Source organism: Sphingomonas sp. CFBP 13728 (genome assembly GCF_014841895.1).
GTDB lineage: Bacteria > Pseudomonadota > Alphaproteobacteria > Sphingomonadales > Sphingomonadaceae > Sphingomonas.
In genome coordinates, this window is the sequence record NZ_JACYUS010000001.1 from 42,605 (window position 1) to 56,648 (window position 14,044).

The following is a 14,044-nucleotide window of genomic DNA, read 5'->3' on the forward strand; positions in this document are numbered from 1 at the left end:
TCAACCGAACGGGCGGTCGATCGAGGGCTGCGGTTCGGTGAACCATGCCGCGCCGCCTTCGGTGACGTGGAAGTGATCCTCCAGCCGGATCCCGAAGCGATCCGGTATTACGATCATCGGCTCGTTCGAGAAACACATGCCCGGTGCGAGCGGCGTGCGGTCGCCGCGGACCAGATAGGCGGGTTCGTGGATCGACAGGCCGATGCCGTGCCCGGTACGGTGCGGCAGGCCGGGAAGGCGGTAATCCGGACCGAGCCCGGCTTTTTCCAGCACTATGCGGGCGGCGGCGTCGATCGCCTCGCACGGGACGCCGGGGCTTACGGCATCGAACGCGGCTGCTTGCGCCTCGTGTTCGATATCCCAGATCGCGCGCGCCTCGTCGCCGACCTGGCCGAACGCATAGGTGCGGGTGATGTCGGAATGATACCCCTCGACCTGGCAGCCGGTGTCGATCAGCACGAGCTGGTCCTCCTCGAGATATTGGTCCCCAGGAAGCCCGTGCGGGAAGGCGGTCGCAAGCCCGAACTGCACTGCGCAGAAATACGAACCCGAGGATCCGATCGCGCGGTGCGCTTCGTCGATGAAGCGGATCACAGCGCTGGCGGCGATGCCGGGGTGGAGGATGCGCGCGGCGCGGCGCTGGATTTCGAGGGTCATCGCCTTGGCTTGCGAGAGCAATGCGAGTTCGGCGGGGCTCTTGATCATCCGGCACGCGTCGATCACCGACGCGCCGTCGCCGAGATCAAGACCGGTGGCGGCGAGCGCGGTCGCCATGCCGTAGGGAAGTTGCGGATCGAGCAACAGCCGACCGCTGACCGCGTCGGCGACCAGCGCGTACGGACTTTCGTCTTCTTCCCAGAGGCGCAGATCGGCGCCGATTTCGACTGCCGCCTCAAGCGAACCCTGTTCGAAGCGTGGGCAGATCAGGATCGGCGTGCCGTCGACGGGCAGCAACAGTGCGACCAGGCGCTCGGTCGCGCCCCAGGGGACGCCCGCGAAATAGCGCAGGCTCGCCCCTGCGCCGATCAGGATCGCGTCGGCACCCGCCGCCTCGGTAAGCGCGCGCGCCTTGTCGAGGCGTACGGTGCGTTCGGCCCCGGCGATCCGCGGCGCAGGGTTGGCCCAGGGCGTGAGGGTGGCCAGTTCGTCGGCTGCAGTGGATCCGCCGATGGTCATACGTGCCGTCCTTTTTTGCCGAAGCGATTGAGATCGAAGGGCCGAAGCAGCGGCTGTTGCTCGCCCGTCATCAGTGCGGCGACGAGTTGCGCGGTTACCGGTGCCAGCGTCAGCCCGAGATGCTGATGCCCGAACGCATAATACAGGTTCGCGCGTCCGGTCGAGCGGCCGATCGCCGGGAGGTAATCGGGTAGCGTCGGGCGCGCGCCCATCCAGCGCGTAAACGGCGCCTCGATCGGCAGGCCGAGTGCGCGGACATGATGCTCCAGCCGCGCCCACTTGCGCGGATCGGGCGGACCATCGGGATCGCCCAGCTCGACGAAACTGGCAGCCTGCACGCAGTCGGCGTAGCGCGTGACGATCATCGACCTATTCTCGAACACCACTGGCGGCAGGTCGGCGGGCCAGCCGTCGGCGCGGGCACGGATATGATAGCCGCGCTCGGCGATCATCGGCACGCGGTAGCCGAGCGGTTCGAGCAGGGCGCGCGACCGGACACCAGCGGTAACGAGGACGCGGTCGACCTTGTGTCCGGCGATGACGATCCGCCCGTCATCGTCGGCAAGCCGCACGTCCTGTCGAACGATCCGGCCGCCGCGTGCTTCGACGGCAGCCTCCAGCGTCAGGGCGAGGCGGTGGAGGTCATCGATCTGCCCGCTGCCGGTGAACCGGATCGCGCCGCCGACCGGATCGGCGAGGAAACCAAGCCGGTCGAGCAACGCGGGCTCGGCGTCCTCGATCCGTGCCGTACCGATCGCGGTCCGGGACCAGCGTTCGCGACCCGCTTGTGCCTGTAGCGGCGTATCCCAGACGACGACATGGCCGTCCTCCCCCAGCAGGTCCCGCGCGCCCAGCGTCTCCACCAGCGCGCGCCAGGCGGGCATCGCGCCGGCCAGTAGCGGCGTCAGCACAGCCGTTCCCGCGGCGAACCGCGACGGCGTCGATGCAGCGATCAGCCGTGCGGCGAACGGCAGCCAGTGCGCTGCCATCGATGGCGGCAGCGCGAGCGCGCCTCCCACGCCGAACAACCGCTTGCCGACCGAGCGCAACGCGGCGGGCGAAGCGAGCGGCTCGACCTGTTCCACCGCGATGTGCCCGGCGTTGCCCCAGGATGCCGCGTTGTAATCCGCGTCGCGTTCGAACACGCTCACCGCGTGGCCGCGATCGAGCAATGCCACGGCGCAGCACAGGCCGACCACGCCGCCGCCGACTATTCCAACCGTCGGTCCGATTGCCGCCACGTCATTCTCCTGTTGCACCGCATCAATCATTTTCGTATACGATATATATCTTGAAATACAGGAAGGTCGATACCGAATGTCTGTCGAATGGAAGGGCGTATTTCCGGCCGTAACGACTCAGATCCGCGAGGACCTGACCGTCGATCTCGCGGATACCCAACGCGTCGTCGACGACTTGATCCGCGACGGCGTGACCGGGGTGATCGCGCTCGGCACGGTGGGCGAGAATAACTCGTTCGAATATGATGAAAAGGTCGAAGTGCTGACCGCGATCGTCGAGGCCGTTGCCGGGCGCGTGCCGGTCATCACCGGCGTCTCGGAATATGATACGCGCCGCGCGGTCCGCTATGCGCAGGCCGCGGAGAAGGTCGGTGCAGACGGTTTGATGCTGTTGCCGCCGATGGTCTATGTGCCCAAGCCGCACGAGCTGGTCGAGCATTTCAAGGGCGTGGCGCAGCAGGTCGGCCTGCCGATCATGCTCTATAACAACCCACCCGCGTATCGCACGCTGATCGACAACGAGGTGCTTGCCGCGCTGGTCGACGTCGCGAACATCGTCGCGGTCAAGGAATCCGCACCCGACACGCGGCGCTTCTCCGACGTGAAGAACGCTTTCGGTGATCGGTACGTGCTGTTCGCGGGCCTCGACGACGTCGCGCTCGAAGGGCTGTTCCTCGGTGCGCAGGGGTGGGTGTCCGGACTGACCAACGCGTTCCCGCGGGAATCGGTCGAGCTGGTCAACGCATTCCAGCGTGGCGATCATGCCAAGGCGATGGAGATCTATCGCTGGTTCATGCCGCTGCTCCATCTCGATGCCGAGCATGACCTGGTCCAGTCGATCAAGCTGGCCGAGCAGGTCATGGGTCGCGGTTCCGAGCGGGTTCTGCCGCCACGCTATCCGCTGGTCGGTGCGCGCAGGGCCGAAGTGATCGCGATGGTCGAGCAGGCAGCGGCGACGCGGCCGACGCTTGCGGCCGCCGAGCCCGTGCTGGCTTCGGCCTGACAGCCATGCGCCACACCTTCTTCTGCATCGACGGCCACACCGCCGGCAATCCGGTTCGCCTCGTCGCGGGCGGGGCACCGTTGCTGAAGGGCGCGTCAATGTCGGAGCGGCGGCAGGATTTCCTGGCGCGGTTCGACTGGATCCGTACCGGACTCTGCTTCGAACCGCGCGGCCACGACATGATGTCGGGCGGCTTCCTGTATCCACCGACGCGCGACGATACCGATATCGGCATCCTGTTCATCGAGACGAGCGGGTGCCTGCCGATGTGCGGGCACGGCACGATCGGGATGGTGACGTTCGGCCTCGAACACGGGCTGATCCAGCCGGCGATACCAGGCCGGCTGCGCATCGAAGTGCCCGCCGGCATCATCGACGTCGCGTATGAGACGTCGGGGGCGAAGGTGACGTCGGTACGGATCACCAACGTCCCCGCTTACGTCGCGGCGCGCGGGATCGACATTGATGTCGAGGGCATCGGTCCGCTCAGCATCGATGTCGCATATGGCGGCAATTATTATGCGATCGTCGAGCCGCAGGGGCGCTATACCGGCCTCGACGCGCTGGGCGCGGCCGAGATCGTCGCGCTCAGCGGTCGTGTCCGCGAGGCGGTCCGGGCGGTGTTCGAACCGGTCCATCCCCTCGACCCGACGATCCGCGGCGTCAGCCATGTCCTGTGGGCCGACGTACCGCGCAGCGACGGCGCGGATGGCCGTAACGCCGTGTTCTACGGCGACAAGGCGATCGACCGCAGCCCGTGCGGTACCGGAACGTCGGCACGGCTCGCGCATCTGGCGGACGGTGGCCGGCTGTCCGTCGGCGACCGGTTCGTCCACGAAAGCTATATCGGCAGCCGCTTCATCGGGCGGGTCGAAGCCGAAACCACGCTCGGCGATACCGCGGCGATCATCCCGTCTATCGAAGGATCGGCCATCGCGACCGGATTCAACACGATCTGGATCGATCGCGAGGATCCGTTCTGGGAAGGTTTCCAAGTTTCATGACACTTCGGCTATGCCGGTGCGGTATTCCCGTTTTCGGAGCCGTCCCGTCATGAGTATCGTCGTCCGCACCTTGTCCGAACAGGTGTTCGAGATCGTTCGCGAGCAGATCGTCACCGGCAAGCTCGCAGGCCATACCGCGATCCGTCAGGACGCGCTCGCGACCGAACTCGGCGTCAGCAAGATTCCGTTGCGCGAGGCACTCGCCCGGCTCGAGCAGGAAGGCCTTCTCACCAGCCACGCGAACCGTGGCTATGCGGTCCAGCCGATGTCGGCGGACGAGGCGGACGACATCTTCGCCCTCCGTCTCAGCATCGAGCCGCAGGCCGCCGCCTTTGCCTCGACCGTCGCAAACGACGAGGATCGCGCGATCGCCACGCTCGCGTTCGAGGAACTCGACAGCGCGGCGAGCGAACGGCTCGCGGAGGTCGCGATCCGCAATCGGATTTTCCATACCGCGCTGGTCCGGCCAGGGCGCCGGTTGCTGACGACGCAGATGGTCGAGCGGCTCGCGATCCTCGCCGAACGGTATGTCGTCGCGCATCTGCGGCCGGCGGGGCGCGAGGACCGCGCGCATCTCGAGCATCGGCAGTTGCTCGACGCGTGGCTGGCACGCGACGACGTGCGCATGCTGACGCTGCTGACGAGCCACATTCAATCGACGCTCACCGATCTGCGCATGCAGTTCGACACAGCGCGCGAATAACGATCATATCTTCCGGGGATGGGTAATGTTTGGACCGCGTAAATCGATCGAATCGTCTGCCCATAGCCAGGAACACAGTCTCGCCAAGACGCTGAGCTGGCCGCATCTGATCGCGCTCGGTGTCGGCGCCATCGTCGGCACCGGCATCTATACGCTGGTCGGCGTAGGAGCCGAGCGCGCGGGGCCGGGGGTCATCCTCGCGTTCGTGATCTGCGGCGTGATCTGCGCGTGCGCAGCGCTCGCCTACACCGAACTCGCGACGCTGATCCCGGCGGCGGGCAGTGCCTATACCTTCAGCTACACGGCGCTCGGCGAGGGTATCGCCTGGGTGGTCGGCTGGAGCCTCATCCTCGAATATTCGCTGGCTTGTTCGACGGTCGCGGTCGGCTGGTCGGGCTATCTGGTCGGTTGGATCGAGGCGATCGGGATACATCTGCCCCACGCGTTGCTGGTCGGCCCGCACGGTGGCGGTATCGTCAACATGCCAGCGGTGCTGGTGTCGCTCGCGGTTATGGGGATGCTGATCCTCGGCACACGGCAAAGCGCGACGCTGAACATCGTGCTGGTCGTCATCAAGCTGGTCGCGTTGACCATCTTCGTCATCTACGCCGCGCCCGCGTTCAAGGCCGACAACCTGCATCCGTTCATGCCTTACGGCTTCGTCTCGACCGATATTGACGGGCACCAGCGCGGCGTGATGGCGGCGGCGGCGATCGTATTCTTCGCGTTCTACGGCTTCGATGCGGTTGCGACCTCGGCGGAGGAAACCAAGAACCCGAAGCGCGACCTGACCATCGGGATCGTCGGCTCGATGCTGGTCTGCACGGTGATCTACATGGCGGTGGCGGTCAGCGCGATCGGCGCGCTGCCGTTCACGCAACTCGCTAATTCGCCCGAGCCGCTGGCGCTGGTCCTGCGCCAGCTGAGCCAGCCGTTCGCGGCGCAGCTGATCGCGCTGGCGGCGGTGATCGCGTTGCCGTCGGTGATCCTGGTGATGATGTACGGCCAGAGCCGGATCTTCTTCGTGATGGCGCGCGACGGTCTGCTGCCGCGCGGTCTCGCCAAGGTGAGCAAGCGGACCGGCTCGCCGACGCTGATCACGTTGCTGACCGGCCTGTCCATCGCTGCGGTCGCGGGGTTCTTCCGGCTCGACGAGATCGCCGAGCTCGCCAATGCGGGCACGCTGATCGCATTCATCTCGGTCGGCGTGTGCCTGATGGTCCTGCGCCGCACCGCGCCGGACCGGCCGCGGCTGTTCCGTTGCCCGGCCGCGTACGTCGTCGGTACCGTCACCGTGCTCGGTTGCCTGTACCTGCTTGCGAGCCTGCCGGTCTCGACGCTCGCGCGCTTCGTGATTTGGAATGCCGCCGGGCTGGCGTTGTACTTTGCATACGGCCGCCGCAACAGCGCTGCCTGACCCCGGCAGCAGCCAGCCCGACGCCCCGCCTGCATCAGCTTCGGCGTAACGCCGCCGGGCAGGCAGGTGTTTCCGCCGCGCCCCGGTCGACGGCCCATCCGGGTCCGATCGCTATCGATTTTCGGGGACGCGCGGGGCGGGCTTTGGAAAGCCATGCCCATCGCCACGGGGCGTGGATTTTCGTTACGCATCCGTGTTGCAGCTCTGCAACATATTTGTAATGTTTTGCTACCCGGATTGAAAAACCGACAGGAAAGGTGTCCTTCCGACCCATAGTAAACGCTTAGGTTCAGAGGGTTCTTTAGTATGGTTGGCATCTCGATCCGGAAGTCCGGGTTGTTCGTTACGGCGTCCACGGTCGCGTTCGTACTGGCCTCGGCGGTTCCAGCCGCAGCGCAGACGGCAACGCCCGTAGACGCGCAGACGCAGGTTCCGGGCACCGATACCGCTGCCCCGGTTGGCTCCGATACGACGACTGGCGCGGTAGCGCAGACGGTTGCACCAGACGCGAATGCGGGGGGCGAGATCGTCGTGACCGGTTCGCGTATCGCGCGCCCGACGCTCAATTCGCCGATCCCGGTGACGACGGTGACCCAGGCCGATCTGACGCGGACTGGCGCGATCGTCATCGGCGACGTGCTCAACGACCTGCCGTCGCTGCGCTCGACCTACAGCCAGGCGAACTCGACGCAGTTCATCGGCACCGCCGGCATCAACCTGCTCGATCTGCGCGGCCTTGGGCCATCGCGTACGCTCGTGCTCGTCAACGGCCGCCGCCACATCACGGGTTCGACCGGCGAGTTCCTCGTCGATACCAACACCATCCCGACCGATCTGATCGACCGCGTCGACATCGTCACCGGCGGTAGCTCGGCAGTCTATGGCTCGGACGCGATGGCAGGCGTCGTCAACTTCGTGCTGAAGCGCAATTTCGACGGCGTGTCGCTCAACGCCCAGAGCGGGATCGCCGACCGCGGCAACCGCGGCACGTACCGGTTGTCGGGCACGTTCGGCAAGAATTTCGCCGAGGGTCGTGGCAACATCGCGCTCGGCCTTGAGTATAATCAGGCCGACCTGCTTACCTATGCCGACCGCCCCGAACTGACGGGCATCTACGCCGGTCGCAGCCAGTTCCAGCGCGTCGCGACCAACGCGTCGGGCCAGCCGCAGCGCACGTTCCTGAACGGTATTCGCAGCTTCGGCTATGACAATGGCGGCAACTTCATTCCCTACGCCAATGGTAACTTACTCGGTTGCAACGACGTCGCGGGAGCCTGTCGCGCGAACGGCGCGCCACGCGTATTCGGCTTCAGTCCGACCGGCGCGTTGTCCGAATATAATTACGGAACGGACCTGCGGCCCGTCGGTAACAACAACAATCAGAACGGCAGCGGCGCTACCTTGCGCGACAAGGGTACGCTGAACCCTTCGTTAAAGCGTTACGTCGCAAATTTGATCGGCCATTACGACGTGTCGGACGCGTTCAAGCCATTTTTCGAGGCGAAGTTCGTTCGTGTCGAGAGCTTCGCGCAGGCGACGGGTACGTTCAACCAGGGCGGAACGCAGGGCGCCGATGCCGAAGGTGAGACGTATCTCGCCGGTGGTATCCCGATCGCCTTCGACAACGCGTTCCTCAATCCTCAGGCTGCGGCGACGATCCGCTCGTTGATGCCCGCCGGTTCCGAGTATTTCCGTCTCAACCGCAACAATTCCGACCTGGGGACGCGCGACGAGGCGGATCGCCGTGATACGTATCGGATCGTTGTCGGTGCCGAGGGCAACTTCAACGACGATTGGAAGTACGACTTCTCGGTGAACTATGGCGAATTCCGCACGAATTCGAAGTTCTACAACAACCAGTTCCAGTCGCGCTTCTACAACGCCATCGATTCGGTCCGTAACGGTGCGGGCCAGATCGTGTGCCGCATCAACCAGGCGACTGTCGTGGATCCGTCGTGCGCACCGCTCGATATCCTGGGTGAAGGGCGCGCCAGCCAGGCTGCACTGAACTACATCAACACGACCTCGACCAGCCGCGGCAAGGCGACCGAATTCGATGTGACGGGCAACATCGTCGGCGACAGCTCGCAGCTGTTCGAACTGCCGGGCGGTCCTGTCCGGTTCGCGGTCGGCGGCGAGTATCGTCGCGAGACTGCGTTCTCGGCCTATGACGACACGATCAAGGGCGGCGACACGTTCTTCAACGTCATCCCCGACTTCCGTCCGCCGGCGTTTGCCGTGAAGGAAGCGTATGGCGAGCTGGAAATTCCCCTGCTCAAGGATATCAGCTTCGCCAAGGAGTTGACGGTCAACGCGGCGGGTCGCGTCGCCGACTACAAGGGCTCCACGGGAACCGTCTACGCCTACAATTTCGGCGGGATCTACGCGCCGATTAACGACATCAAGTTCCGCGTGAACTATTCCCGATCGGTCCGGGCACCCACCCTCGGCGATCTGTACGCCTCGAACAGCCAGGATTTCGCGCAGCTCGAGGATCCGTGCGACGTCAACTTCATCAACACTGGCCGGTCGACGCGGGCGGCGAACTGCGCGGCAGCGGGCGTCCCCACGAACTTCGTCAACAGCGTGGCACGCGCAGGCTCCACGGAGATCCTGTCGGGCGGCAACCCCAGTCTGCAGGCCGAGAAGTCGCGGAGCTGGACCTATGGAGCGATCTTCCAGCCGAGCTTCCTCCCGGGCTTTGCGCTCACGGTCGATTACTATGACATCAAGATCAACAAGGTCATCCAGGCGGTCGACGCACAGACCATCCTGGATGCGTGCTACGACGCTCCGACGCTTGGCAACAGCTTCTGCAGCCTGATCAATCCGCGCCAGGCCAACGGTCTGTTCGCACGACCAGCCCTGTTGCAGAGCACGGTCAACTTTGCCGCGCTGAAGGCGAAGGGCATCGATTTCGACGCGAGCTACAACCGCCGGTTCGGCGCGGACACCAAGGCGGCGGTCCGTGTCGTCGGTACGTGGGTCCGCGACCGTACCGACTTCCCGTATCTCGACGAGCCAGGCCGGCCCGATCGGGTCAAGGGCGAGCTCGGCGATCCGATCTGGAACGTCAACGCATCGGTCGACCTGACGCACAAGAACTTCACGCTCGGCTATCAGGTTCGCTACATCGGTCGTCAGTCGATCACCGACTGGGAAGCGCAGCACGACACCAACGGCGTTCCGGCGCTCAACCCGAACTATGCCGACGTCGTGTACTTCCCCAAGGTGTTCTACCACGCGGTTCGCGCATCGGTCGATGTCGACAAGCGTTTCACGCTGTACGGCGGCGTCGACAATCTGACCGACAAGAAGCCGCCTTACGGCCTGCTCGGCAACGGCGACGGCGATGCGATCTATGACAACATCGGTCGCGCGATGTACATCGGGGCTTCGGTGAAGCTCTAAGCTTTGCCGGCGTCACGAAGGACACACTCGCTACGAGGCGGGGCTGGTAACCACCGGTCCCGCCTTTTCGTATGTTGAAGGTTTTCGGATCGGATGGCTTCCCCGTGAGGTTCGATCTGTCCTAGACGAGGATCATGACCTTGCTTCGCACCCCGTCGTCTCCGCGATGATCACGCTCGGCTTCGGCGTCGTGATGCTGGCGGGCGCGCTCCTGCTGGCGTTTGTCGTGGCGGGTGGTGCGCTGCTGTTCCTGGGACTGCGTGCACGGGCGTCGGCGGCGGATACCGTCGAGACCAATACGGAAATGCAGGCGCTGCTCGACGGTTCGCCCGCGCTCGTCACGGTGATCCGTTCGGGTGGGCGGATCGAGATGACGCAGCGGATGGCGGACTGGCTTGGCCTGGATACGCCGCCTCGGTCACTCGCCGAGCTAGCGGCTGGCGGGACGGGACTCTCTCCCGAAGACGCCGCGCGGCTGATTGCCGACATCACCGCGGCGCAGCGGTCGGGGCGGCCGTTCGTTCGTTCGGTCAGGCTGATCGGGTCGACCCGCGCGATCACGTTTCGCGGCGGCCGCGCGCCGGGCGAAATGGGCGCGGCAGGCGCGGTACTGCTCTGGGCCTTCGATGCGACCGACAGCGAGGCGGAGATCGCGCGGCTCGGCGCCGAGACCGAGCGGCTGGGTGCCGCGTATGAATCGCTGACCGGGCTGATCGAGGCGGCGCCGATGCCGATGTGGTACCGCGCGACCGATCTCCGGCTGGCGATGGTCAATACGGCGTATGTCGATGCGGTCGAGGGGCGCGATGCCGCCGACGTCGTCGCGCGTGGACTTGAACTGGTGGAGGGATCGGGACGCGGCGGGCCTTTGGCTGGTGCAGCGGTCGCGCGCGAGCAGGGGCGGCCGCATCGGCAGGTCTTGCCGGCGACGATCGATGGCGCGCGGCGGTCGTTGCAGATCTACGACGTGCCGTTATCGAGCGGCGGCGTCGCCGGGTTCGCGATCGATATCGAGGAATTGGAGCAGGCGCGGTCGGGAGCGAAGCGCTTCGCCGAAGCCCAGCGCGCGATGCTCGACCGTCTGTCGGCGGGCGTGGCGCAGTTCGGCGGTGATCGCTCGCTCGTCTTCTGCAACCAGCCGTTCCGGCGGATGTTCGCGATGCGCAGCGAATGGCTCGCCGATCGCCCCGAGTTCGATCGCGTGCTCGAACGGATGCGCGAGGCCAACCGCCTGCCGGAGGTCCGCGACTTCCCGAGCTGGAAGGCGGAGCGCCGCGACTGGTTCATGCAGACCAGCGGCTCGCCCGGTGGCGGCGCGATGGAGGAGAACTGGCACCTCCGCGGCGGCACGCATCTTCGCGTCGTCGCGCAGCCCTTACCGGACGGCGGCCTGTTGCTGATCTTCGAGGATCGCACCGAGCAGGTCCAGCTCGCCAGCGCGCGCGATACGTTGCTGCGGGTGCGCACCGCGACGTTCGACAACCTGTTCGAGGCGCTCGGCGTGTTTGCAGCAGACGGTCGGTTGCAGCTCTGGAACAACCGGTTCCGCGCGCTCTGGGGCCTGGAGGAGGAGTTCCTCGCCTCGCACCCCCGCGTCGATGCGTTTGCCGAAGCGGCTGGCGCCAAGCTCGCGACGCCCGGACGGTCGGCGTTGATCCCGGATCTGGTGCGGTCGGCGACGGTCGGGCGGCAACAGCGCGGTGGACGCGTGGCGTTCGCCGACGGGCGTCATTTCGAGTTCGCTGGCGTGCCGTTACCCGATGGGAACGCGCTCTTCACGATGCTCGACATCACCGACAGCCGTCGCGCGGAGCAGGCGTTGCGCGACCGGGCAGACGCGCTCGAAGCGACCGACAAGGTGAAGACCGCGTTCGTCGCCAACATGAGCTACGAACTCCGCACGCCGCTGACCTCGATCAGCGGGTTCGCGGAGATGCTGCATGGCGGATATGCCGGCGCGCTGACGCCGCAGGCCGAGGGCTATGTCGGGGCGATCCTCGAGTCCGTCGAGCGGCTGGGGTTGCTGGTCGACGACGTGCTCGACCTGACGCGCGCGGAGAGCGATCGTGCGGAAACCGATCGCAGCGACGTCGATCTCGCGACCACCGTGCGCGCGGCGGCAGAGACGATCCTGCCATCGGCCAAGCGACGCAAACTCGATTTCGCGATCGAGGTCGCGCGGTCGACGGGCCGCGTGAACGGCAACCCGAAGCGGCTGAAGGAGGTCGTCGAGCATCTGTTGCGACATGCGGTCGCGGCGACGCCGGATGGCGGGCGGGTGCTGTTGCATACCGACGGCAATGCGACGTCGGCGCGGATCGTTGTGTCGGACGATGGTGTCGGGATGGATGCGGAGGCGGTGGCGCATGCGTTTGATCGGTTCGCCGAGTCGAAGCCTATGGGGGACCGCGCTTTGGGGTTGGGGTTGCCGTTGGCGAAGCAGTTCGTGGAAGCGCACGGCGGTACGATCGAGCTGGTGTCCGAACCCGGCGCCGGCACGCTGATCACCGTAGAATTGCCGCGTCGATGAGGGCGTATCTTCTGCTCCCTCTCCCCTCCGGGGAGAGGGTCGGGGTGAGGGGCCGCCAAGCAGCGCATCGCCCGGAACAGCCCCTCACCCAACCCTCTCCCCGAGGGGGAGAGGGCTAATGCACATGATCCGCCTACCCGATCCGCAAGCGACCGAAGCGTTCGGCGCGCTGTTGGCCGAGCGTGTCCGCCCCGGCGACGTGATAACCCTCGAAGGCACGCTCGGCGCCGGCAAGACCAGCGTCGCCCGGGGTCTTCTCGCCGCACTTGGCCTAGCCGGCGAAGCGCCATCGCCCAGCTTCGCGATCGTCCAGCCCTATGAGCCGCCCGAAGTGCGCTTCCCCGTCGTCCACGTCGACCTCTACCGCATCTACGACCCGACAGAGATTGAAGAACTGGCGCTCGACGATGCGCGCTACGATTCGCTGCTGCTCGTAGAATGGCCCGGGCGCGCAGGCCCGGATTACTGGCCGGATGCGCTTCGGCTCAGCCTGACGATCGAGCCGGACGGCACGCGCGGCTTGACTATCGGCGTGCCGGAAGCTTGGAGGTCGCGATGGCCGACATGACCCCGCCGCCCGGCGCCGCCGCTTTCCTCGACGCCCATGGCTGGGGAGGTGCGGAGATCCTCCCGGTCGCCGGTGACGCCTCGTTCCGCCGCTATTTCCGCGCAGTCGAGAGCGGGCGGCAAGCCATCCTGATGGACGCGCCGCCGCCGCACGAAGATCCCCGCCCGTTCATCGCGGTCGCCGAGTGGTTGGTCGAGCGTGACTTCGCAGCGCCCGCTATTCTAGCGTGCGATCTCGACCAGGGGCTCGTGCTGATCGAGGATTTCGGCGACGATCGACTGCGCGAGGCGGTCGATGCTTCACCGGAGGAGGAACTGTCGCTGTATGCGCCGGCGATCGACTTGCTGGTGCGGTTGCGTGCCGAGCCGGCTGGGCCGGTCGCCCCCTATGATCGCGCGGTGCTGAAGCGCGAGGCGGGGCTATTCGTCGAATGGTATTGCCCCGCGGTTGGGATCGAGCCTGATCTCGCAGGATGGGACGCGGCTTGGGAGTCGGTGTTCGACCATGCCATTGCCGAGACTCCTGTCACGGTCTTGCGCGACTATCATGCCGAGAACCTGATGCTGGTCGGTCCGGCGCGCTCGCTCGGACTGCTCGATTTTCAGGACGCGCTTGCGGGGCATCCGGCCTATGACCTCGTGTCGCTGTTGCAGGATGCGCGGCGGACGGTCGATTCGGCAGTCGAGGCCGCGATGCTGGAGCGATATCGTGCGGCGGCGGATGCGGGGCCAGAGACTGATGATGCCTTCATGAACGCGTATCACGTGCTCGGCGCGCAGCGGAATGCGAAGATCCTCGGCATCTTCACGCGGCTGTGGAAGCGCGACGGCAAGCCGCATTACGCGACGATGTGCCCGCGTGTGTGGACGTATCTTGAGCGCGATCTGGCGCAGCCGGTAATGGCGCCGGTCGCGGCGTGGTTCGCCGCGAACGTGCCGCCCGCGCTGCGCGGCGATCCGCTGGCCTTGAGCGCGTGAGCCGCCAGCAGACG

The 14,044-nt window shown here is 66.0% G+C and carries 10 protein-coding genes; 8 read left to right on the forward strand and 2 right to left on the reverse strand.

Annotated elements, in window-relative coordinates; all coding sequences use genetic code 11:
• The gene (locus IFT67_RS00170; protein WP_192144578.1) at positions 1-1,176 is read right to left on the reverse strand and encodes a M24 family metallopeptidase; all 1,176 of its coding nucleotides are present in this window, start codon (positions 1,174-1,176) and stop codon (positions 1-3) included.
• The gene (locus tag IFT67_RS00175; protein ID WP_342450516.1) at positions 1,173-2,417 is read right to left on the reverse strand and encodes an NAD(P)/FAD-dependent oxidoreductase; all 1,245 of its coding nucleotides are present in this window, start codon (positions 2,415-2,417) and stop codon (positions 1,173-1,175) included. The genes IFT67_RS00170 and IFT67_RS00175 overlap by 4 nt, the downstream gene beginning before the upstream one ends.
• Before the next feature lie 76 nt (positions 2,418-2,493).
• On the opposite strand from IFT67_RS00175, the gene IFT67_RS00180 reads away from it, so the two are divergent.
• The 8 genes from IFT67_RS00180 (at position 2,494) to IFT67_RS00215 (ending at position 14,030) form a co-directional block, all read left to right on the forward strand.
• Entirely contained in the window at positions 2,494-3,420 is a 927-nt protein-coding gene (locus tag IFT67_RS00180) for a dihydrodipicolinate synthase family protein (protein WP_192144580.1), read from the forward strand.
• A 5-nt stretch (positions 3,421-3,425) separates the two neighbouring features.
• A complete protein-coding gene (locus IFT67_RS00185; RefSeq protein WP_192144581.1) occupies positions 3,426-4,424 on the forward strand; it encodes a 4-hydroxyproline epimerase in 999 nt (332 codons plus the stop codon).
• A 49-nt stretch (positions 4,425-4,473) separates the two neighbouring features.
• Positions 4,474-5,127 carry a GntR family transcriptional regulator gene (locus IFT67_RS00190; protein WP_107962524.1) on the forward strand — a complete coding sequence of 218 codons (654 nt, stop codon included), beginning with the start codon at positions 4,474-4,476 and terminating at the stop codon, positions 5,125-5,127.
• A 25-nt stretch (positions 5,128-5,152) separates the two neighbouring features.
• Positions 5,153-6,544, forward strand: a complete 1,392-nt coding sequence (locus tag IFT67_RS00195) for an amino acid permease (protein ID WP_192144582.1) — start codon at positions 5,153-5,155, stop codon at positions 6,542-6,544.
• A gap of 306 nt (positions 6,545-6,850) precedes the next feature.
• Complete coding sequence (locus IFT67_RS00200; protein ID WP_192144583.1) at positions 6,851-9,955, forward strand: TonB-dependent receptor domain-containing protein; 3,105 nt, start codon at positions 6,851-6,853, stop codon at positions 9,953-9,955.
• A gap of 166 nt (positions 9,956-10,121) precedes the next feature.
• Positions 10,122-12,485 (forward strand): sensor histidine kinase, encoded by a 2,364-nt coding sequence (locus IFT67_RS00205; protein ID WP_192144584.1) that lies wholly within the window; start codon positions 10,122-10,124, stop codon positions 12,483-12,485.
• A gap of 124 nt (positions 12,486-12,609) precedes the next feature.
• On the forward strand, positions 12,610-13,053 hold the full coding sequence (gene tsaE, locus IFT67_RS00210) for a tRNA (adenosine(37)-N6)-threonylcarbamoyltransferase complex ATPase subunit type 1 TsaE (protein WP_244647110.1): 444 nt from the start codon (positions 12,610-12,612) through the stop codon (positions 13,051-13,053).
• Complete coding sequence (locus IFT67_RS00215) at positions 13,050-14,030, forward strand: aminoglycoside phosphotransferase family protein (protein ID WP_192146279.1); 981 nt, start codon at positions 13,050-13,052, stop codon at positions 14,028-14,030. The genes tsaE and IFT67_RS00215 overlap by 4 nt, the downstream gene beginning before the upstream one ends.
• The last annotated feature ends 14 nt before the right edge of the window (positions 14,031-14,044 follow it).